Source organism: Cryobacterium frigoriphilum, from assembly GCF_004403305.1.
Classification (GTDB): Bacteria; Actinomycetota; Actinomycetes; order Actinomycetales; family Microbacteriaceae; genus Cryobacterium; species Cryobacterium frigoriphilum.
Genome location: NZ_SOHE01000018.1, coordinates 87778 through 108439 on the forward strand (window position 1 = coordinate 87778; position 20662 = coordinate 108439).

General features: G+C 67.8%; 18 protein-coding genes. 13 read left to right on the forward strand and 5 right to left on the reverse strand.

Going from position 1 to position 20662, the window contains the following annotated elements:
• Positions 1-86 precede the first annotated feature (86 nt).
• Positions 87-1577: an HNH endonuclease signature motif containing protein gene (locus E3T55_RS04610; RefSeq protein ID WP_134518399.1), complete on the forward strand. Its 1491-nt coding sequence runs from the start codon at positions 87-89 to the stop codon at positions 1575-1577.
• Positions 1578-1639: 62 nt separating this feature from the next.
• Here E3T55_RS04610 and E3T55_RS04615 read toward each other — a convergent pair whose 3' ends face one another.
• Complete coding sequence (locus tag E3T55_RS04615; protein ID WP_134518400.1) at positions 1640-2563, reverse strand: IclR family transcriptional regulator; 924 nt, start codon at positions 2561-2563, stop codon at positions 1640-1642.
• A 78-nt stretch (positions 2564-2641) separates the two neighbouring features.
• Here E3T55_RS04615 and hutH point away from each other — a divergent pair, with 78 nt between their 5' ends.
• From hutH to E3T55_RS04655, 8 genes are all read left to right on the forward strand, one after another.
• Positions 2642-4297 (forward strand): histidine ammonia-lyase, encoded by a 1656-nt coding sequence (hutH, locus tag E3T55_RS04620; RefSeq protein WP_134518401.1) that lies wholly within the window; start codon positions 2642-2644, stop codon positions 4295-4297.
• A 25-nt stretch (positions 4298-4322) separates the two neighbouring features.
• On the forward strand, positions 4323-5987 hold the full coding sequence (hutU, locus tag E3T55_RS04625; RefSeq protein ID WP_134518402.1) for a urocanate hydratase: 1665 nt from the start codon (positions 4323-4325) through the stop codon (positions 5985-5987).
• Positions 5984-7357, forward strand: coding sequence for a formimidoylglutamate deiminase (locus E3T55_RS04630; RefSeq protein WP_134518403.1), 1374 nt, complete (start codon positions 5984-5986; stop codon positions 7355-7357). Before hutU ends, E3T55_RS04630 begins: the two co-directional genes overlap by 4 nt.
• Positions 7354-8553: an imidazolonepropionase gene (gene hutI, locus E3T55_RS04635; protein WP_134518404.1), complete on the forward strand. Its 1200-nt coding sequence runs from the start codon at positions 7354-7356 to the stop codon at positions 8551-8553. Before E3T55_RS04630 ends, hutI begins: the two co-directional genes overlap by 4 nt.
• A 47-nt stretch (positions 8554-8600) precedes the next feature.
• Positions 8601-8897: a hypothetical protein gene (locus tag E3T55_RS04640; protein ID WP_134518405.1), complete on the forward strand. Its 297-nt coding sequence runs from the start codon at positions 8601-8603 to the stop codon at positions 8895-8897.
• A 72-nt stretch (positions 8898-8969) separates the two neighbouring features.
• Positions 8970-10424: a glycosyltransferase family 2 protein gene (locus tag E3T55_RS04645; protein ID WP_134518406.1), complete on the forward strand. Its 1455-nt coding sequence runs from the start codon at positions 8970-8972 to the stop codon at positions 10422-10424.
• A complete protein-coding gene (locus E3T55_RS04650) occupies positions 10421-10666 on the forward strand; it encodes a hypothetical protein (RefSeq protein ID WP_241992868.1) in 246 nt (81 codons plus the stop codon). The genes E3T55_RS04645 and E3T55_RS04650 overlap by 4 nt, the downstream gene beginning before the upstream one ends.
• An 18-nt stretch (positions 10667-10684) precedes the next feature.
• Positions 10685-11593 carry an alpha/beta fold hydrolase gene (locus E3T55_RS04655; protein WP_134518407.1) on the forward strand — a complete coding sequence of 303 codons (909 nt, stop codon included), beginning with the start codon at positions 10685-10687 and terminating at the stop codon, positions 11591-11593.
• A 12-nt stretch (positions 11594-11605) separates the two neighbouring features.
• On the opposite strand, the gene E3T55_RS04660 is transcribed toward E3T55_RS04655, so the two are convergent.
• From E3T55_RS04660 to E3T55_RS04670, 3 genes are read right to left on the reverse strand one after another with little or no spacing between them, the layout of a single operon-like run.
• Positions 11606-12946: a Y-family DNA polymerase gene (locus E3T55_RS04660; RefSeq protein ID WP_134518408.1), complete on the reverse strand. Its 1341-nt coding sequence runs from the start codon at positions 12944-12946 to the stop codon at positions 11606-11608.
• Positions 12939-13415, reverse strand: a complete 477-nt coding sequence (locus E3T55_RS04665) for a LexA family protein (RefSeq protein WP_134518409.1) — start codon at positions 13413-13415, stop codon at positions 12939-12941. The genes E3T55_RS04660 and E3T55_RS04665 overlap by 8 nt, the downstream gene beginning before the upstream one ends.
• Before the next feature lie 54 nt (positions 13416-13469).
• Positions 13470-14963: a DASS family sodium-coupled anion symporter gene (locus E3T55_RS04670; protein ID WP_134518410.1), complete on the reverse strand. Its 1494-nt coding sequence runs from the start codon at positions 14961-14963 to the stop codon at positions 13470-13472.
• Between the two features lie 162 nt (positions 14964-15125).
• Here E3T55_RS04670 and E3T55_RS04675 point away from each other — a divergent pair, with 162 nt between their 5' ends.
• The 4 genes from E3T55_RS04675 to E3T55_RS04690 all read left to right on the forward strand — a co-directional run bounded on the left by E3T55_RS04675 (position 15126) and on the right by E3T55_RS04690 (position 19723).
• The gene (locus E3T55_RS04675) at positions 15126-16001 is read left to right on the forward strand and encodes a LuxR C-terminal-related transcriptional regulator (protein ID WP_134518411.1); all 876 of its coding nucleotides are present in this window, start codon (positions 15126-15128) and stop codon (positions 15999-16001) included.
• Between the two features lie 144 nt (positions 16002-16145).
• Positions 16146-17528, forward strand: coding sequence for an MFS transporter (locus E3T55_RS04680; protein WP_134518412.1), 1383 nt, complete (start codon positions 16146-16148; stop codon positions 17526-17528).
• Positions 17529-17632: 104 nt separating this feature from the next.
• Positions 17633-18220: a GNAT family N-acetyltransferase gene (locus tag E3T55_RS04685; protein ID WP_241992869.1), complete on the forward strand. Its 588-nt coding sequence runs from the start codon at positions 17633-17635 to the stop codon at positions 18218-18220.
• A 186-nt stretch (positions 18221-18406) separates the two neighbouring features.
• Complete coding sequence (locus E3T55_RS04690; protein ID WP_134518499.1) at positions 18407-19723, forward strand: short-chain fatty acid transporter; 1317 nt, start codon at positions 18407-18409, stop codon at positions 19721-19723.
• A 75-nt stretch (positions 19724-19798) separates the two neighbouring features.
• Here E3T55_RS04690 and E3T55_RS04695 read toward each other — a convergent pair whose 3' ends face one another.
• The gene (locus E3T55_RS04695) at positions 19799-20632 is read right to left on the reverse strand and encodes an aldo/keto reductase (protein ID WP_134518413.1); all 834 of its coding nucleotides are present in this window, start codon (positions 20630-20632) and stop codon (positions 19799-19801) included.
• Positions 20633-20662: the final 30 nt, after the last annotated feature.

Here is a 20662-nt window from a genome sequence, read left to right on the forward strand (position 1 = left end):
CACTCGGGGCGTCGATAAATACCAGAGTCAGAAAAAGTTCTTGATATTCTCTGGTATTTGTCTTCATTCAGGAGTAAACTGAGAATATGTCACAGACACTCCCGTCGGACACAGATGCCGACCACAATCCGGTAGACCAGCTCGCCCACATCAACGAGCTGCTCGCCAAGGCCCTGACCGGGCTGACCTACTCACTACAAGATGATGCCTTGTCACTCGCCCTTCTTGATGGTCTTGAGCAGCTCGGCCGCCGCGTCGATGGTGCCCGCGTTGCATCAACAGCGGATGTCGCCCGCCGCGCCGACGTCGAGCTCTACGGCGGCACCGCCAGCCTCTCCAAGCGCATGGGCTGCACCGGAAAGCTCGACCTGATCATGAGCGTCACCCACGTGTCAGTGCGGGAAGTGAAGCGACGCATCAGCCTCGGAGCGCTGACGTCCGTGCGGTCAGAGGTGGGACAGCTGCGACCGGCCGTGTTTCCCACCGTGAGTGCAGCACTGGCCGCCGGGGAGATTGGCGTGGACTCGGCCGAGATCATCGTGAAAGGCCTGCAAGAGGTCATCCGGCAGGCCGACCCCTCGGATCTGCACCTCGCCGAACGAGTGCTCGTCGCCAACGCGACGGGCGCCCTCAACGACGACACCGCCGGTCTCCCCGGTGCAGGTATCGCGTTGCCGGCCGATCGGATGCGGGTGTTGGTACATGAGTGGCAGGCCCGCCTTGACCCCGACGGCATCGCGCCCCAGGAAGAGGCTCGGGAGGCCAAGAGCAGCATCAGCTTCGGCTCATTCGAACGGGGCCTCTACCGGATCTTCGGCGGCGTGACCCCCGACCTGCGCGGGGAGTTCGAGACGTATTTCGCGTCGCGGCTGTCGGCGCGGGCGACGGTGAAGTTTCTCCCCACGGCCGGGCCGGCTGAGCTGGCCGGGGCCGACGGGTCCGACGTCGTGCCTGACACCGAGGTCGTGCCCGACACCGAGGTCGTCGACATCGACCGCCGCCCCGCCGGGGAAAAGCGGGCCGATATTCTGCGCGACATGGTCCGTGAAGCCGCCCGCGACCCCAAAGCCGGAGTGATGGGCGGCTCCGCCCCCACCGTCACGGTGCACGTCAACGCGGTCGACCTCAACGCCGGCCGCGGCGTCGGCTGGATCGACGGAGTCGAAGCCCCGGTCTCACTCACGACCGTCGACCAGGCCCTCTGCAGCGGCGGATTCATCCCCATCCTGTTCGGCCCGAACAACGAGGTCCTCCGTGTCGGCGATAAACGGCGGGCGTTCTCCCCGGCGATGACGAAAGCGATCATGTCTCGCGATGGCGGCTGCATCATCTCCGGCTGCGACATTCCGGCGTACTGGACCGAACTGCACCACGTGAAAAGCTACGCCCAGGGCGGCAAAACCGAAGTCGCCAACGGAGTGTGCCTCTGTTACCGACATCACCACGCCATCGACACCTCGGGTTGGCAAATCCGCATGACCCACGGACGGCCCGAAGTACTCGGGCCCGCCTGGATAGACCCGAGCCAAACGTGGCGGCCCGCCCAAAACCACCGCGCCAACCGCGCCATCAGCTGACCCGTGCTGGTCATGTCCGTGAGACAACCGAATGGCCTGCGATGAGGCGGCAGACGGCAGGGTCAGGCGTCACGGCCACGGATGCGACGGGAGAGCTCGGCGGCGGAGCGCGCGATCTCCGCGGCGAGCGCGGGCCAACGTTCTGGCGACACATTCTGCCGGGGAAACGTGACCGCGATACCCGCGGCCGGCCAGCCGGTGTGATCACGCACGGCTACGGCGACGGATGCGAAACCCTCGGTCACCTCTCCGTCTTCCCCCGCATACCCCCGCTCGCGCACACCCTCGAGCAGACGGGTGAGCTGCCCGTAGCTGGAGACCAGGTCACCGTGAGGCGCCGGATCCCACCCGCCCGAACTCGGGGCGACCGGGCTCGGGGCGACCGGGCTCGGGGCGACCGGGCTCGGGTTCGTGCTCGTGCTCGTGCTCGTGCTCGGGGCGAACGCTCTCGTTACGAACGCGGCCGGGGTCGGGAACAGCGCCCGAAGCTGCGCCTTGGGCAAGGTCGCGAGCAGGGCGCGCCCGCTCGCGGTGAGGTGACTGGGCAGGCGCACGCCGACATCCGTCACGAGGGCAGGGCGCCGCGGCGCGCGCTCCTCGACCAGATAGATCACGTCACGCCCGTGCAGCACGGCAAGGTGCGCGCTCTCGCCGAGGTGGTCCACGAGCGCCGCGAGAATCGGTCGACCCAGCCTGCTCAGGGGCTCCTGGCGGGAGAAGCCCGAGCTCATCTCGAAGGCGGCGATGCCGATTCCGTAGCGCTGCACCTCGGGAAAGCGCAGCACAAAACCGTGTTCTTCCAGCACCCCAAGCAGGCGGTACACCGTGGACCGCGGCAGCTCGAGCGCGGTGGCGATCACCGACGCGGCAACGGGGCCGCGCTGATGGGCCAAAAACTGCAGAATCGTCAGGGTCTGGCGCGCCGCCGGGGCGGTCGGGGCCGCGCGGCCGGCGAGGGCGGAACTGCGGGGCGAGGGTCTGGGCATGCCCTACTATCTCACCGGCGAGACACCGACGGGTCAGGCACACTCGAATCCAGGGTGGCCGTGCGGTCAGATAGACGTATGAGCACAGAGACCGCCTCGAACACCCAACGCACCACGCAGTCCCCCGCACGCCAGGCCCCCGCACATCAGGCCCCCGCACATCAGGCACCCACACATCAGGCCCCCACAGGTCAGGCCCGCACGATCACGGTCGGTATCGGGCCGGTGTCGATCGCGGACGTCGTCGCGGTCGCCCGGGATGGGGCATCCGTCGTCATCGCCGATGACTCACGCACGGCGATCACGGCGAGCCGGGCCATCGTCGAGGCGCTCGCGAACGACACCGCGCCGCACTACGGCATCTCCACCGGCTTCGGCGCGCTCGCCACGACCTTCATCGCCGCTGACCGCCGCACCCAGCTGCAGCAGAGCCTCGTGCGCTCGCACGCCGCCGGCTCAGGACGCGAGGTGAACCGTGAAACCGTGCGCGGCCTCATGCTGCTGCGCCTGTCGACCCTCCTGACCGGCCGCACCGGCGTGCGGCTGTCGACCGTGGAGGCCTACGCGGCCGTGCTGAACGCCGGCATCTCGCCGATCGTGCGTGAGTACGGGTCGCTCGGCTGCTCGGGCGACCTCGCGCCGCTTGCCCACTGCGCGCTCGCCGTGATGGGCGAGGGCACCGTGCGTGATCGGTCCGGCACCGAGATGCCCGCCGCCGAGGCACTCGATTCCGCCGGCCTCACTCCCGTCGTGCTCGCCGAGAAAGAGGGTCTCGCCCTCATCAACGGCACCGACGGCATGCTCGCGATGCTGTCGCTCGCGATCCACGACCTGCGCGCCCTGCTCACGACAGCGGATGTCGCCGCCGCGATGAGCGTCGAGGCCCTGCTGGGAACGGATGCCGTCTACGCCGACGACCTGGCCGCGCTGCGCCCGCAAGCGGGCCAACGGGTCTCCGCCACGAACCTGCGCGACCTGCTCGCCGGGTCATCGATCGTCGCGAGCCACCGCGGTGCGGACTGCACCCGGGTGCAGGACGCCTACTCCCTGCGCTGCGCGCCCCAGGTGCACGGCGCCGCCCGCGACACCCTCGACCACGCCGCCCTGGTCGCCGGCCGCGAACTCGCCTCCGCGGTCGATAACCCGGTCATCACGCTCGACGGCCGGGTCGAGTCCAACGGCAACTTTCACGGCGCCCCGGTCGGCTACGTGCTCGACTTTCTCGCGATCGTCGTCGCCGACGTGGCAGCCATGTCCGAGCGCCGCACGGACCGCATGCTCGACCCGGCCCGCAGTCAGGGACTGCCCGCCTTTCTCGCGCACGATGCCGGTGTGGACTCCGGCCTGATGATCGCCCAGTACACCGCCGCCGGTATCGTGTCCGAGCTCAAGCGGCTCGCGGTGCCGGCCTCCGTCGATTCGATTCCGTCGTCGGCGATGCAGGAAGACCACGTCTCGATGGGCTGGGCCGCCGCCCGCAAGCTGCAGACCGCGATCGACGGTCTCGGCCGGGTGCTCGCGATCGAGGTGATGACCGCGGCGCGCGCGCTCGACCTGCGCGCCCCGCTCGTGCCCGGCGCGGCAACCGGCGCCGTGCGCGACCGGGTGCGTGAGACCGTGGCCGGGCCCGGCAGCGACCGGTTTCTCTCCCCCGAGATCGAACTCGTCGTGGCTGCCGTGCAGTCCGGTGACATTCTCGCCGCGGCTCGCCGCGTTGTGCCCACCCTCGCCTGATTTGCCTCGCAGAAACGGATGCGTCATGACTGAACACCTGCCCCGCCCGGTGCGCGCCGCCCGCGGCACCACCCTCACCGCGAAGGGCTGGGCAACCGAGGCCCCGCTGCGGATGCTCATGAACAACCTCGACCCCGAGGTCGCCGAACGCCCCGACGACCTCATCGTCTACGGCGGAACCGGCAAGGCCGCCCGTAACTGGGAGGCCTACGACGCGATCGTGCGTACCCTCGAAACCCTCGAGCTCGACGAGACCCTGCTCGTGCAGTCCGGCAAGCCGGTCGGTGTGTTCCGCACCCACGAGTGGGCGCCGCGGGTACTCATCGCCAACTCCAACCTCGTCGGCGACTGGGCGACGTGGCCCGAGTTTCGCCGACTCGAGCACCTCGGCCTGACCATGTACGGGCAGATGACGGCCGGTTCGTGGATCTACATCGGTACCCAGGGCATTCTGCAGGGCACCTTCGAGTGTTTTGCCGCCGTCGCCGAGAAGAGGTTCGGGGGAACCCTGGCCGGCACCCTCACCCTGACCGGCGGCGCCGGCGGCATGGGCGGCGCTCAGCCGCTCGCCGTCACCATGAACGGCGGTGTGGTACTGATCATCGACGTCGACCCGGCCCGCCTGCAGCGCCGCGTCGACCACGGCTATCTCGACGAGATGACCGAGAACCTCGACGATGCGCTCGCCCGGGTGCTGGCCGCAAAGTCCGAGAAGCGCGCCCTCTCGGTCGGTCTCGTCGGCAACGCCGCGACCGTCTTCGCCGAACTCCACGCCCGCGGGGCTGCCATCGACATCGTCACCGATCAGACCTCTGCCCACGACCCGCTCAGCTATCTGCCGGAGGGTGTGGCGGTCGCCGACTGGCACGCCGAGGCGGCGCGTGATCCGGAGGGCTTCACCCTCGCCGCCCGCGCTTCGATGGCCAAACAGGTGCAGGCCATGGTCGACTTTCAGGACGCCGGCGCGGAGGTCTTCGACTACGGCAACTCGATTCGCGCGGAGGCGCTGCTCGGCGGCTGCGCGCGGGCGTTCGACTTTGCCGGGTTCGTACCCGCGTACATCCGCCCGCTGTTCGAAGAGGGCAAGGGACCGTTTCGGTGGGTGGCTCTGTCGGGCGACCCTGCAGACATCATTGCGACCGATCGGGCGATTCTCGAGCTGTTTCCGAACGATGCCAAGCTCGCTCGCTGGATCGCCGGCGCGCAGCAGAAGGTGCACTTCGAAGGGCTCCCGGCCCGCATCTGTTGGCTCGGCTACCAGGAACGGCACCTCGCGGGCCTCAAGTTCAACGAGATGGTCGCGAGCGGTGAACTCAGCGCGCCGATCGTGATCGGCCGGGATCACCTCGACTCCGGCTCGGTCGCCTCGCCGTACCGGGAGACGGAGGGTATGAAGGACGGCTCGGATGCCATCGCCGACTGGCCGCTGCTGAATGCGCTGCTCAACACCGCGTCGGGAGCGACGTGGGTGTCGATCCACCACGGCGGCGGCGTCGGAATCGGCCGTTCCATTCACGCCGGGCAGGTCATTGTCGCCGACGGCACCGCGCTCGCCGCTCAGAAGATCGAACGGGTGCTCGTGAACGATCCCGGAACCGGCGTCATGCGGCACGTCGACGCCGGCTACGAGCGCGCCGCCGAGGTGGCCCGCGAGCGCGGCCTGCGGGTGCCGATGTGGGAGGGCGAATGACCCCTGCTGCCCCCGGCCCGACCTACTGGTGCGCCACGGCGCTGATCGACGGCGCGCCCGTCGACGGGGTGCGCGTGTCTGTCGGGGCGGGCGGGCGCATCCGTCGCCTGCAGGTGGAGGTCGCGCCGAGTGCCGACGACGTAAGTCTCGGGCTCGTGCTGCCCGGATTCGGCAACGCGCACTCGCACGCCTTTCACCGGTCGCTGCGGGGGCGCACCCACGATGGCGGCGGGGACTTCTGGCAGTGGCGGCAACGCATGTACGCGGCCGCGGCCGCGCTCGACCCGGAAGCTTATGAGCAGCTGGCCCGCGGGGTCTTCGCCGAGATGCTCACGAGCGGATACACCGCGGTGGGCGAGTTTCACTACCTGCACCACCGACCGGACGGCTCGCCGTGGGACCGGCCGCACGCGATGGAACACGCGCTGGCCCGGGCGGCGGTCGCCACCGGTATCCGCCTGACCCTGCTCGACACCTGCTACCTCACCGGCGGAATCGGCCAGCCGCTCGCCGCGGGGCAGCGCAGTTTCAGCGACGACACCGCAGAGCGCTGGCTTGACCGCTGGCACGACCTGCGCCTGAGCCTCGCGGGCTTCGCAGACACCGTGACCCTCGGCGCCGCCCTGCACTCGGTGCGCGGCGTATCCCGGGCGCAGATCGCGACCGTACTCACCGGGCTGCCCGACGACGTGCCCCTGCACGTGCACCTGAGTGAGCAGCCACAAGAGAACGCAGACTGCCTGCGGGAGTACGGCCTCACCCCGACCGGGCTGCTCGCCGAGCTCGGCGCTCTGTCCCCGCGGCTGAGCGTCGTGCACGCCACTCACCTGACCCCGCACGACGTGGCCCTGCTCGGGGCGGCCGGCGTCACCGCCGTGTTCTGCCCGAGCACCGAGGCCGACCTCGGCGACGGCATCGGCCCGGCCAGACGACTGGCCGACGCCGGCGTGCGCCTCGCTCTCGGCTCCGACCAAAACGCGGTCGTCGACCCGCTGCTCGAAGTGCGCGGCCTCGAACACGGCGAGCGCCTCGCCTCCGGGCGGCGCGGCAGGTTCGATCCCGCCGAGCTCGGAACAATCGCGACCGACAACGGATACCGTGCCCTCGGCCTCGCGGGCGGCCTGCGGGTCGGCGCCTGGTGTGACCTCGTCGAACTAGACGCGGCCTCGCTGCGCACGGTCGGCTGCGCCCCCGGCCAGATTCTGCTCGCCGCCACGGCCGCAGACGTTGGCTCGGTCATCGTCGGCGGTCGACTGGTGGCCCAAAACGGGCTGCTGGCAATCGGCGACGATACCGACCCGGCCGTTCTGCTCGGACGCGCTCTGGCACGACTCGACGCCAGCACTACGAGAACAGGGGGCACAGCATGACGATCGAAACGAGCGAGCTGATCACCGATATCGGCGAGCTGACCACTCAGGCCGACGGTGAGCCACGCCGGCCCGACCGAGCCGTGCTCATGCAGGGTGGCCGCATCCGCTGGATCGGCAGCGCGGCGAACGCCCCCGCCGCCGACACCCGCGTCTCGGTCGGCGGCCGGGCGGTGCTGCCCGGCTGGGTCGACTCGCACACCCACCTGCTCTTCGCCGGAGACCGGTCGGCCGAGTTCGAGGCGCGAATGCAGGGGCAGCCCTACGCGGCCGGCGGCATCCGTCAGACGGTCGAAGCGACCCGGGCGGCGACGGAGGCCGAACTCGAGTCGAACCTGCGGCGCCTCGGCGCCGAGGCACTCGCCCAGGGCACCACCTTTCTCGAGACCAAGACCGGCTATGGGCTCGACGTCGATTCGGAGGCCCGTACGGCCCGGATCGGCGCCCGGCACGCGGATGTCGTCAGTTTTCTCGGCGCCCACGTCGTGCCGGATGGAATCGACGTGCGCGACTACCTCGACCTCGTGACCGGGCCGATGCTCACCGCTGTGCGCCCGTGGGTGTCGTTCATCGACGTCTTCTGCGAGAACGGCGCCTTCGACGTGGAGCAGAGCCGCGAGGTACTGCTCGCCGGTCGCACGGCGGGCCTCGGTCTGCGGGTGCACGGCAACCAGCTCGGGCACGGCGGCGGCATCGCCCTCGCCGTGGAGCTCGGCGCGGCCAGCGTCGACCACTGCAACGTCGTCTCCCCCGCCGATCTAGCCGCGCTGGCCGCTTCAGGCACCGTAGCGACCGTGCTGCCGGCCTGCGATCTGTCCACCCGGCAGCCTCTCGCCCCGGCCCGGCGGCTGCTCGACGCCGGAGTCACGGTCGCCATCGCCACCAACTGCAACCCCGGCACCTCGTACACGACGTCGATGCAGTTCTGCGTCGCAACGGCGGTTCTGCAGATGGAGCTGACGGTCGAAGAGGCCGTCTGGGCCGCCACCCGGGGCGGAGCCCAGGCCCTGCAGCGAGACACCGGTCCCGACGCGGTCGGGTCGCTGGTTGTCGGCGGGCGGGCCGATCTTCAGGTGCTCGACGCACCATCCGTCGCCCATCTCGCCTACCGGCCCGGCGTACCGCTGACGATCGCGGTCTGGCAGCACGGGCAGCGGATGCCCCGCCCATCGGGCCTCCCCGGAACGACACGCTAGGGTCGAAGCGGCCCCGCATTATCGCAGCCATTTGACAGGGAGTTCCCATGCAGACCGTGGCGACGATCATTGTGAACGCGACCATCACCAAACCCGAGGCTCTGGACGCGATCGCGGCAGCGCTGGGTTGCGCGGTGCAGGATGCAGGCACCGCGCGGCCCTTCGTACCGCTGCCCCACGGCGGGCGGGTCGTGGTCGACATTCCCAAGTTCGGTGAAGCCCCACCGCTCGCGATCGACGTCTCCGACCCGCGCGGCGCGACCGAATCTCGGCTCGCCGCCCAGGCGCTGCTCGATCGGCTGACAGCGTCGACAGGCTGGCACATACACCACCTGCACGGTTAGATCAGACCTGGTCACCGATCGTGCGCGGCAAGCCACGAAAACGCGACCGAACGGTAGCTTAGACTCCGTCTCATGGGGACGACGCTATTTGGACGTATGGTCGGCCTCGTCGTGGGTGCGGCCGTCGTTGCCGCAGCCACGCTGCTCTGGATCGCCGTCGCGTCGGACTCACCCGAGGCGGGTAAGGCCCCCAGCGAGGGGCTGATCTTGGGAATCTGGAGCTACCTCTACGCCCTCGAAGCGCCCCCATTCCGCGTGCTCTGGGCCGCCGTCGCCCTCGCCGTTCTGTTCGCCGCCGGAGTTGCCCTGCTCGAGCGGAGGGTGACCAACAAGTCCCGCCGGTCCTCGAACGCACGCACCGCACCGCTCGCACCGAAAATCGTGATGGCCGCCACGCGTGGTACCTATGCGGGGCCCGTGCGTATTACCGTGCTGATCCCCGCCTACAACGAGGAGGCGTCACTGTCGGCGACGCTCAGCTCACTGCTCTCGCAGTCGCATCGACCGGAGCGAGTGATCGTGGTGGCCGACAACTGCACCGACAGCACCGCGACGATCGCGCGACGGCACGGGGTTGAGGTGTACGAGACCATCGGCAACCGCGACAAGAAGGCCGGCGCTCTGAACCAGGTGTTGGAAACAATTCTGCCCGCCCAGGGCGACAACGACATCATCATGGTGCTCGACGCGGACACCACGCTCGACGCCGGTTTTCTACAGGCCGGAGTTGCGCGCTTCACGAGCGACCGGGCGCTCATGGCCATCGGCGGTCTGTTCTACGGGGAACCGGGCGCAGGCCTGCTGGGCCAGATGCAGCGCAACGAGTATGTGCGGTATTCGGCGCAGATCCACCGCCGTCGTGGCAAGGTTTTTGTTCTGACCGGCACCGCCTCCATGTTCCGGTCCCGCGCCCTGCGCGAGGTCGCCCGCAGTCGCGGCGCCAGCATCCCGGGAACCCCCGGCCACGTCTACGACACCCTGGCATTGACCGAAGACAACGAGCTGACGATCGCGCTGAAGTCTCTTGGGGCGCTGATCATTTCGCCCTCGGAGTGCACCGTCGTCACGGAGGTGATGCCGACACTCGGCAGCCTGTGGGTGCAGCGACTGCGCTGGCAGCGCGGCGCCCTCGAGAACCTCGGCGCCTACGGCATCACGCCCCCGACCTTTCGGTATTGGGCGCAGCAACTCGGCATCGGCTACAGCGTCATCGCTCTGACCGCGTTCATGTTTCTCATTCTGCTCACCCTGCTCTCGATCGATGCCTGGGTGTGGTTTCCGTTCTGGCTCGGCCTCGGAGTCGTCTTCACGACCGAACGGGTCGTGTCGGTCTGGAAGGGTGGCTGGGCTGCCCGGTTGCTCGCCGTCACCGTCGTGCCGGAACTCCTCTTCGATATGTTCCTCAATGTGGTGTACGTCAAGGGCATCGTCGACATCACCCGTGGCCGGCAGGGCACCTGGGGCCACGTGACCCACACTCCGCCTGCCCCCACACAGACGGCCCCCGAACCGGTGGCGAGCTTGTGATCGCCCTGCCCGTGATATCGGCCGGAATTCTACTTCCCGAGGCCACGCTGCACTCGGACTTTTTCGCCATCCTCGCGGCGTTCGTGGCCATCAACACGGTCATGTACGCGGCCCTCGCGATCGCGAAGATCGTGCCGATGGTGCATCTGGGCGATCTGGTTCCCGGGCGACGGCGTCGTTCCGAGACCCGCAGCATCCATCCGGAGACCAGCCCGGATATTCCCGACGCCCCCAGCACGTAAACGTCTAGGATCGGTGGCATGCCGGACCGCGCACCTGACTCCAACCCTTTCGCCGTCCCGGGGGCGGGCCGACCGCGCACCGGCTGGTACGACGTCAACGACTGCCGACTGTATGTCGAGATTCGTGGCGAGGGCCCCGCCCTGCTCATCTCGGGGGCGGCCAGCGACGACGCGGAAATGTTCCGACCGATCGCCGAACGACTCGTCGGCTTCACCGTCGTGACCTTCGATCCTCGCGGAACCCGGCGCAGCAGCAGGAGCGGCTGGCCCTGCGACTCAGCGCAGCATGCCGACGATGCCGGCGACCTGCTTCGAGCCCTGCACCTTGTTCCCGCACACGTCTTCGGCGCCAGTGCCGGCGGAATCGTTGCCGTACAGCTCGCCCTGCGCCACCCCGACCTCGTGGGCCGCGTTCTGGTCTGCGAACCGGGCTACTTTCGGTGCACGCCAGCCGGGGCCGAGCTCTATTCCCGGGCCAGAGCATCCGTCGATGAACATCTCATTGCACACCCCGAAGACTGGGCGGGCGCTCTGGCAGCCGGATTGCTGGCCGCGCAGGCCACCCCGCCCCGTCACGACTCGCTTCGCGAGTTGCTCGAACCCCCGGCGGGATTGGACTGGTACGCCGCACGCGCACACGAGCTGGCCGAGAACTTCATTCGGGATGACGTACCGCTGACGGGTGAAGTGGTCGATCGTGCCGGACTGGCCCGGTCCGCGGTCGATTTCCAGTTCGTCTCGGGAAGCGAGTCGAACCCTGTCTTTCGAGAGATCGTCGAAGAACTCTCCCGAATTCGGCCGCCCATCGGCCGTTCAGGCCCGGTCAGTGCAGATGTCATCACGGGAGCGGGTCACGTGGCATATTTCACCCCCGAGCTGATCGCCGACTATATCCGCGGGCAGTGCCCTGAGCCGGCAGTGCCCTGAGCCGGCATGACCTCAGCGGGCGTGAACGGTGGCGAGCTCGTTCCAGTGCGTCGTCGCGCGCGGGGAGACCAGGTCACGGCGCATCGTCCAGCCGCGGTTGCTGCGTAGTCCGCCGAGGCCCAGGCCCAGGGTCTCCGCTCCGTATTTCGCTGTGACGGCATCCAGGACCGCGCCGGCGGCGAAGGGGGCGGGATCGGTTCCGAAGATGTCGAGGGTCGCGTGTGACTCTCGTGCGGAGAATTCGTGCAGGCTGACGCCGACTCGCACGTACTGCCGATCCGACTGCAGCTGCGGCCCGAGGGCGGCGATCGCGGCCCGATACATTTCGACGGGGTCATCGGTCGGGTCGGGGAAGGCGAGGGAGACGGCGTGCGTGACGTGGTCCTCCTTGAACGGCGAGGTAGACGCGTAGGCGCGCATGAGCCGGGCCAGGGAGCCCTGCTCGCGCAGCCGGGCCGCGGCCCGTTGGGTGTAGACGGAGAGCACTTCCCGCAGCTCGGGTACCGTGCTGATCGGGATCGAGAATGACCGCGAGAACTGGATCTGTTCCTTGTCGGCGCGCAGCTCTTCGAGCGGCAGGCAATCGAACCCACGCAGTTCCTGCACGACGCGTTCCTGCACGACACCGAAGCGGCGCCGCACCCGCACGGCATCCGCGTCGCGCAGGTCAGCCGCGGTGTAGATGCCCAAGGCAATCAGCTTCTGCGCCGTGCGGGCTCCGATACCCCAGACCTCGCCGACCTCGATGGACCGAAAGATTGCGGTCAGCTGCTCCGGCGAGTACGCGGCCAGATTGCAGACCCCGTTCAGCGCCGCAGCGGTCTTCGAGCCGCGGTTGGCGAGTTTGGCGAGGGTCTTGCTGGTCGCGATGCCGACACTGACCGGCAGGCCGATCAGCTTCTTCACGGCGGTTCGAATCTCCCGGGCGGTCGCCGTCACCTCGCGCGCGGTGCCGGTGAGACGGATGAAGCTCTCATCGATCGAATACACCTCCTGCGACGAGGTGTAGCGGCCGAGCAGTTCCACGGTGCGGGCGGACAGATCCCCGTAGAGCTCGTAGTTGCTCGAGCGGGCGATGACCCCCTGCTGGGTCGCCTCTGCCGCGATGCTGTGCCACGGCACGGCCATGTCGATGTTCAGGGCCTTCGCCTCCTGGGAGCGGGCGACGACGCATCCGTCGTTGTTGGACAGCACGACGACCGGCTTGCCCTCGAGTCTGGGGTTGAAGATGCGCTCGCAGGAGACGTAGAAGTTGTTCGCGTCGACGATCGCGATGGAGGGCGCGATGGAGGGCGGGGTGGAGGGCGGGGTGCGGGGCGGGGCGGAGGGCGGGGCGGAGGGCGGATTAGACACGGTGCAGGCACCGGGTAACGACTCCCCAGATGGTCAGCTCGCTCATTTCGCCGAGCACGATGTCGGGGTAGGCCGGATTCTCGGGTACCAGACGGATGCTGCCGGGCACGCTTGCGTTGTGGTTGATGCGCAGACGTTTGATCGTCAGTTCGCTGTCGACAACGGCGATGACCACGCTGCCGTCCCGGGCGTCGAGGGAACGATCGACGATGACCTCGTCGCCGTCGAAGATTCCCGCGCCGGTCATGCTGTCGCCGCTGACCCTTACGATGAACGTCGCGGTGGGGTCCTGAATCAGGTGGCGATTCAGGTCGACCGGGCCGGTGTAATAGCCACCGGCCGGCGAGGGAAAGCCGGCATGAACCGCTTCCGGAGCCGCTTGGGCGTACCCGCGTGTCGGCCCGGTGAGCTCGTCGGCCTCGGCGACCGCGACCGGGTCCGCCACGGTCCACCGATGAGGAACATACATTCGATTAGTTTAGCTTCCCTTGCAGTCACACCCTCCCCCTCCCGCGAGAGCGGGTCACCACATGCCGAGAAGCTTCATCCAGGCACCGCCGGCGACGACCCAGATGCCGATCAGCACGACACTCATGATGAAACCGATGCGGAACCACTCGCTCGTTTTCACGTAGCCCGAGCCGTAGGTGACGCCGGCCGGCCCCGACGCGTAGTGCGTGATGGCACCGAAGAGGTTGCCGATGAAGCCGAGCACGAGCGCGGCGAACAGCGGTGGTGCGCCCGCGGCGATCGCGGCCCCGAGGAAGATGGCGTACATCGCCACGATCTGCGCGGTGTTCGAGGCGAAGAAGTAGTGCGCGTAGAAATACACCAGGGTCAGAATAGCGAAGGCGAGCATCCACGGCAGGCCGCCGACGGCGAGGGCCACGCCGTCGCCGATCCAGGCGATGACGCCGAGGGCGTTGAGCTGGTCGGCCATGCCGACGAGCACCGAGAAGAAAATCAGCGTGCTCCACGCCGAGCCGTTTGTGGCCATGTCCTTCCAGGTCAGAACCCCGGTCACGAGCAGGATCGATACGCCGACAAACGCCGCTGTCGTGGCCGTGACGCCGAGCATGCTGCCGAAGATCCACAGCACGAGCAGCAGCACGAAGGTCAGCGCCATGATGATCTGGCCGCGGCTGAGGCGCCCCATCTTGGCCAGTTCGGCCTTCGCGAAGGCGGGAGCCTCCGGGGTCTTGGTGATCGTCGGAGCGTAGATCTTCGACATTACCCACGGCACGGCGACGAGGCTCAGCACGCCCGGTACCAGGGCGGCGAGTGCCCAGTTGCCCCACGTCACGTCAATGCCGGCGTCGACCGCGGCCTGCTGAGCGATGGGGTTGCCCGCCATCGCGGTGATGAACATCGCCGAGGTGACGGCGTTCACCTGCAGCGACGTGAAGGAAAGGTAGGCGCCGAGCTTGCGGCGGGACTGGTCGGTGTCGGGGGTCGATCCCTGCTCGCGGCTGAGCGAGGCGATGATCGGGTACAGAACCCCGCCATTGCGGGCGGTGTTCGACGGGGTGGCGGGAGCCAGCACGAGATCGGTCAACGCCATGCCGTAGCTGAGTCCCAGGCTTGATCCGCCGAGCTTCGAGATGAACCACAGGGCGATGCGGCGCCCGAGGCCCGTGATGAGAAAGCCCTCGGCGATGAAGAATGCGGCCACGATGAGCCAGATCGTCGGGTTTGCGAAGCCTTCGAGCGCCTCGGTGCCCGTATCCATGGTTCCGGTGACCATGGCGAGCGACAGCCCGATCAGGGCGACGGATGGCGTGGGCAGCGGCTGCAGAATCAGGCCGAGAATCGTGCCCACGAAAATGCCCAGCATGTGCATGCCCCGAGCGTCGACGCCCTGCGGCGCCGGGATAACGAAGATGCCGACCGTCACGAGCACAATCACGAACACCTTGATGATGAGCGCTCGGCGGCCCGGGTGCTTCACGCCCGGTTTCTCGGGCGGGGTGGGGTCTGTTGTGCCGGGCAGATTGGTACGACTGCTGGTGTTGCTCATGATTCTCCGCGGTTACTCGACGATCCCTCTCGCCCAGGCCACGCTGCGGGAACGGAGTCCGTTCTCCCAGTTTAACCGCGCGACAGCTGACCTGCGCGACGAGCCCGGCTTCGCGGGGAAGCTGCTAACATCCGGCTAACCGTGAGATGCGGGAAAGGCACCATGACCGAACCCAACGATGATGTTTACCGGCCGAGCGACCGGGAGTTGCTGAAGGGCGCCATCCGTCAGCTGGCCGCGCAGACCGGTCTCGGCGTCATCTTCGCCGGCCTCGTCAATCACAGCGAGCTGGTGATCACCGAATTCGTCGGCACCACCACCCAGGGTTTGAAGAACCTCAACGTGCAGCCCGGCGAGGGCGTAGGCGGGCGAGCCCTGCGCCACGCCCGGCCGGTCGGGGTCTCTGACTATTTCGATTCCGACCGCATCACCCACCATCACGATCAGGCGGTGCGCATCGAAGGCCTGCGGTCGATGGTCGCGCTGCCCGTACTCGTCGACGGCCGGGGGCGCAGCATCCTCTACGCTGCCACCCGCGACCGCTCCCCCATCGGCGAGCGTCTGGTCACCGAACTCGGCATCGGTGCCCTGCAGATCTCCCGCGAGCTGCAGATTCGCGACGAGGTCGACCATCGGGTCGCCATTTTGCGGGTCGTCGGCAGCCTCGCCGCCGAACCGATCGACCGCGACCTGATCGAGGTCGTGCGCCTCGCCCACGCCGAACTGCTGTCCGTCGCCAGCATCACGGCCGATCCTGCCCTGGCCGAGCGCATCCTGGCGGTGACCGCACGGCTCGTGGGAACGGCATCCGCTTCGGGCAGCACCTCCTCGACAACGGATGTTCCGCGCCTGACCCCGCGCGAGACCGACGTTCTCGCGCAGGTCGCCCTCGGTTGTTCCTATGCGGAGGTCGGCAAACGGCTCGCCCTGCAGAGCGTCACGGTCAAGAGTTACATGCAGGCGATCATGGCCAAGTTCAACGCCCACAGCCGAAGCGAGGCCGTGCTCGTTGCCCGCAGGTTCCACCTGCTGCCCTGATCCGGTGACGACGCAACCCGTGACGACGCAACCCGCCAGCCACATCACCTCCCTCGGGAGGTAGTGGGACGCCGCGTTGCCTGCCACGCTGGCATCTCGCCGGGACAGCTTGGTCCCGACCGACGATGTCAAGGGAGATATCGCATGCTCGAACGCACCGCACAGCGCCGCGCGCAGCCCGCTCCGCGCCGCACCTCGATGGCCCGTGTGGCCGTCGCCAGCTCGATGGGCAGCATCATCGAGTTCTACGACTTTCTGATCTACGGAACCGCCGCGGCACTGGTCTTTCCGCAGGTATTCTTTCCCGCCCTCGGCTCCGCGGCCGGCACCCTCGCCAGTTTCGGCACCTTCGCCGTCGCCTTCGTTTCGCGTCCGCTCGGCGCGATTCTGTTCGGCCATTTCGGCGACCGGCTCGGCCGCAAGAAGACCCTCGTCAGCACCCTGCTGATCATGGGCATCGCCACCGTCACCATCGGCCTGATGCCCGACGCGAGCGTCATCGGCGTCGCAGCGCCGATCATCCTCGTGCTGCTGCGCTTTCTGCAGGGCTTCGCCGTTGGCGGCGAATGGGCCGGTGCCGCACTCATGGCCGCCGAATACGCTCCCCCGCGTCGCCGCGGCCTCTATGCCGCGTTCCCCCAGCTCGGGCCGTCGATCGGGTTCGCCCTGGCCAGTGGAACCTTTCTCATCATCAACCTGACGCTCGGCGACAAGTCGGAGGCGTTCCTCAGCTACGGCTGGCGTATCCCCTTCATCCTCAGCGCCGTGCTCGTGATCATCGGCCTCTACATTCGGCTCAAGATCGAAGAGACCCCCGTGTTCAAGGCCGTGACGGATGCCCAGACGGCCAAGCCGGTCGCCCGCAAGCTCCCGGTTTGGGAAGTCGTGCGCAACCAGCCGCGCCAGATCCTGCTGGGCGGCGCCTCGACCATGATGCTCTTCGCCTTCTTCTACACCGGAACCGCGTTCCTCTCGGCCTACGGCACCAATCCAGAGGGCCTCAACCACAGCCGTCCGACCATCCTCACCCTCGGCATCATCGGCGCCCTCGTCTTCGCCGTCGGCACGATCGCGAGTGCGATTCTCTCTGACCGGGTCGGCCGCCGGGCGGTCATCGTCACCTCCTGCATCGTCGCGGTGCCGTGGTCGCTCGCCCTGTTTCCGATCCTCGACATTGGCACGACCTGGTCCTTCGGCCTCGGCCTCTCGGGCACCCTGCTCATCGTCGCCGGCATCTACGGCCCGGTCGGCGCGTTCCTGCCCGAACTGTTCGCTACCCGCTACCGCTACACCGGTGCCGGAATGGCATACAACCTCGGCGCTCTCGTCGGCGGCGGCATCACCCCGCTCGTGGCGGCATCCATCATCGCGAGTGCCGGCAGCGCCTCCATCGGCCTGCTGCTCGCCGGGGTCAGCGTCATCAGCCTGATCGCGACGTTCGGCCTGCCGGAGACCCGCGGCATCGATCTCGCCACGGCGGAGGTCGCCGCCGGCCGAGTGCCGGTTCGCGACGACGCACTCGTGTAGCCCCCACCTCGATGGCTCGCCCTCCGGGGGCGTCTGCGGCTCCGACCGCAGGCGCCCTCGGAGTTTCTGCGTTTTCGCGTCTGCGGGCGGCTAGGGTTGCCAGAATGCAGCCCCTGCCCCAGCCCCAGCCCCTGATGCGGCCCCTCACCTTTCGCCGCGCCGACCTCGACGCCGCCCCCGCCCTGATCGAGCTCGTGACGAGCGCGTATCGCGGTGAGGCCAGCCGGCAGGGCTGGACGACCGAGGCCAACCTGATCTCCGGGCAGCGGATCGACCTCGAGCTGCTGAGCACGGACATCCGTCGCCCCGACAGCGTCGTGCTCCTCGCCGAGCGCGCCGGCATTCTCGTCGGATGCGCGCATGTGGCACGCACCGATGCGACACATGCCTATTTTGGAATGTTCGCCGTTCGGCCGCTCGGTCAGGCGCGCGGCGACGGCACACGAATACTCGCGGAGGCCGAGCGCTTCGTAGCCGCCGAGTGGGCCACCACGGTAATGACCATGACTGTGCTCGATGCCCGCAGCGAGCTGCTCGCGTTCTACGAGCGCCGCGGCTACCGGCGCACCGGCCTCTACAAGCCGTTTCCGTACGGCGACGTCCGGTTCGGGCTCCCCCAGCGTGACGATCTGCGCCTTGAGGTGCTCGACAAGGTTCTCGAGTTTCACAATATGGACAAGCAACCGGTTTGACACGCGCGAACCCGGAACGTACCGTCAGTTAGGCGCTGTGCTTTCATAAGTGCGCCCTGGGGCTGTCCACAATATGGATCTGAGCCCTGAGGCAGTTGCCTGATTTCAACAATGATGTTGCAACCGGAAGGTTATCTCGTGTCGTCCACGATTGAAAAACGTTCGAAGGGCCCTGTCGCCGCGTTCATGCGGCCAATAAATACGCTGGTCGAGCGCTATATTCCGAGCGCGCTGGTGTTTGTCATCGTGCTCACCGTCATCGTTGCGATTCTCGCCCTGACCCTCACCGACTCCGGACCGATCGATGTGGTTCGCAGTTGGGGCGACGGACTGGCCGGACTGCTGGCTTTCATGACGCAAATGGCTCTCGTGCTGCTGCTCGGTCATATTCTCGCCAATACCAGCCCGGTTCACCGGCTGCTCGGCCGTCTCAGTCGGGTCCCCAAGACCGCGCTGCAGGCGTACGTGTTCGTGTTCGTTATCGCGTCCGTCGCCTCCCTCATCACCTGGGGCCTCGGCCTCGTCGTCGGCGGCCTGCTCGCGAAGGAGGTCGCCGCGCAGATGCGGGCCCGGGGTATCCGTGTGCATTTCGCACTGCTGGTAGCCGCCGGATACTCGGGTTTTGTGGTGTGGCACATGGGCTATTCGGGATCTGGACCGCTCACCGCCGCGACCGAAGGCTCGTTTCTCGCCGAACAGCTCGGGCGCACGATTCCGCTGAGCGAGACGACATTCTCGCTCTGGAATATCAGCGCCGCGATCGCGACGATCATCATCGTCGCGCTCGCGCTCGCGCTGGTGGCGCCGCGCCGCCAGAACGACATTTACGAGTTGAGCTTCGACGCCCGCGAGGCCGAGGTCGCTGAGGAACCCGTGACGACACCCGCCGACCGGCTCGATGCGAGTCGGATCCTGACCACGCTGGTCGGTCTCGCTCTCGTGGCCTACCTCGTCGTGCACTTCGTCGAGGGCGGAACCTTGACCCTCGACATTGTGAACTGGACCTTTCTGGCCCTGATCTTTCTGCTCGTGCGCAACCCGTTCGAGCTGATTCGGCTGACGAAGGATGCCGCCTCAAACGTCGGCGACATTCTGCTGCAGTTTCCGCTCTACGCCGGAATTCTCGGAATGATGACCGGCACCGGCCTGATCGGCATCTTCTCTGACTTCTTCGTGGACATCTCCACGGCGCAGACCTTCGGAGTGTTCGCCCTGCTGTCGGCTGGACTGGTCAACTTCTTCGTACCCTCCGGCGGCGGCCAGTTCGCCGTGCAGGGGCCGATCATGCTCGATGCCGCCGAACGCCTCGGCGTTGACCCGTCAATCGCGATCATGGCCGTCTCGTACGGCGACCAGTGGACGAACATGATTCAGCCGTTCTGGGCGCTGCCGCTGCTCGCGATCGCGGGCCTGAAGATGCGCGACATTCTCGGGTACACGACGGTCACGTTCCTGGCGGCCGGGCTGGTATTCGTCGTCACCATGTTGCTCGTGAGCCTCTGACCGGCCCGGCCCGCCATCACGGAATGCACTCGGCTACAGGCACCCGACTGCCTGAACGTGACTGCCTGAACGTGACTACGGGATGTAGTTGAACTCGTCCGGGTTGGGGCCGGTGCGCTCGTCGCGGTTGAGGGCGCCGATCGCGGCGAGGTCGGCATCCGTCAGTTCGAAGTCGAAGAGGGCGAAGTTCTGCTCGACACGGCTCTGGGTGACCGACTTCGGGAAGATCACGTCGCCCCGCTGCAGGTGCCAGCGCAGGGTGACCTGGGCGGTCGTGCGGCCCAGACGCTCGGCGATCGTGGTGATGACCGGGTCGGCGAGCACGCCACCCTGGGCGAGCGGGGACCAGGCCTCGGTCACGATGCCGTTGGCGGTGTTGAAGGCGCGCAACGGTTCCTGGGTGAGATACGGGTGCACCTCGATCTGGTTGACGGCCGGCACGGTGTCGGTCTCGTCGAACAGGCGCTGCAGGTGCTCCTGCTGAAAGTTGCTCACGCCGATCGTCTTCACGCGTCCGGAGCGCTGCATCTCTTCCATGGCCTTCCAGGTCTCGACGTAGTCGCCGACCGCGGGGAGCGGCCAGTGAATGAGGAACAGGTCGAGGTAGTCGAAGCCGAGGGCCTCGAGGGTGCCGTCGAAGGCCGCGAGGGCGTCGGCGCGGTCGTGGAAGCCATTGTTGAGCTTGCTCGTGACGTAGATGTCGGCGCGGGCGATTCCGGACTCGGCGATCGCCTGACCGACCTCCTTCTCATTGCCGTACATCTCGGCGGTGTCAATGTGGCGATAGCCCGCCTTCAGGGCGGCGAGGGTCGCCGCCTTGGTGGTCTCCGGCGTGACCTGGTAGGTGCCGAAGCCAAGCTGCGGGATCGTCGTGGCGTTGTTCAGGGTGATGGTGGGGACGTTGGTCATGGTGCTCCTCGTTCGGGTTGATGAGGGAAA

Bases quoted from the DNA above. Each gene is read 5' to 3' on its own strand.
- E3T55_RS04610 (WP_134518399.1), top strand. From the start codon at position 87: ATGTCACAGACACTCCCGTCGGACACAGATGCCGACCACAATCCGGTA.
- E3T55_RS04615 (WP_134518400.1), bottom strand. From the start codon at position 2,563: ATGCCCAGACCCTCGCCCCGCAGTTCCGCCCTCGCCGGCCGCGCGGCC.
- hutH (WP_134518401.1), top strand. From the start codon at position 2,642: ATGAGCACAGAGACCGCCTCGAACACCCAACGCACCACGCAGTCCCCC.
- hutU (WP_134518402.1), top strand. From the start codon at position 4,323: ATGACTGAACACCTGCCCCGCCCGGTGCGCGCCGCCCGCGGCACCACC.
- E3T55_RS04630 (WP_134518403.1), top strand. From the start codon at position 5,984: ATGACCCCTGCTGCCCCCGGCCCGACCTACTGGTGCGCCACGGCGCTG.
- hutI (WP_134518404.1), top strand. From the start codon at position 7,354: ATGACGATCGAAACGAGCGAGCTGATCACCGATATCGGCGAGCTGACC.
- E3T55_RS04640 (WP_134518405.1), top strand. From the start codon at position 8,601: ATGCAGACCGTGGCGACGATCATTGTGAACGCGACCATCACCAAACCC.
- E3T55_RS04645 (WP_134518406.1), top strand. From the start codon at position 8,970: ATGGGGACGACGCTATTTGGACGTATGGTCGGCCTCGTCGTGGGTGCG.
- E3T55_RS04655 (WP_134518407.1), top strand. From the start codon at position 10,685: ATGCCGGACCGCGCACCTGACTCCAACCCTTTCGCCGTCCCGGGGGCG.
- E3T55_RS04665 (WP_134518409.1), bottom strand. From the start codon at position 13,415: ATGTATGTTCCTCATCGGTGGACCGTGGCGGACCCGGTCGCGGTCGCC.
- E3T55_RS04670 (WP_134518410.1), bottom strand. From the start codon at position 14,963: ATGAGCAACACCAGCAGTCGTACCAATCTGCCCGGCACAACAGACCCC.
- E3T55_RS04675 (WP_134518411.1), top strand. From the start codon at position 15,126: ATGACCGAACCCAACGATGATGTTTACCGGCCGAGCGACCGGGAGTTG.
- E3T55_RS04680 (WP_134518412.1), top strand. From the start codon at position 16,146: ATGCTCGAACGCACCGCACAGCGCCGCGCGCAGCCCGCTCCGCGCCGC.
- E3T55_RS04685 (WP_241992869.1), top strand. From the start codon at position 17,633: ATGCAGCCCCTGCCCCAGCCCCAGCCCCTGATGCGGCCCCTCACCTTT.
- E3T55_RS04690 (WP_134518499.1), top strand. From the start codon at position 18,407: ATGCGGCCAATAAATACGCTGGTCGAGCGCTATATTCCGAGCGCGCTG.
- E3T55_RS04695 (WP_134518413.1), bottom strand. From the start codon at position 20,632: ATGACCAACGTCCCCACCATCACCCTGAACAACGCCACGACGATCCCG.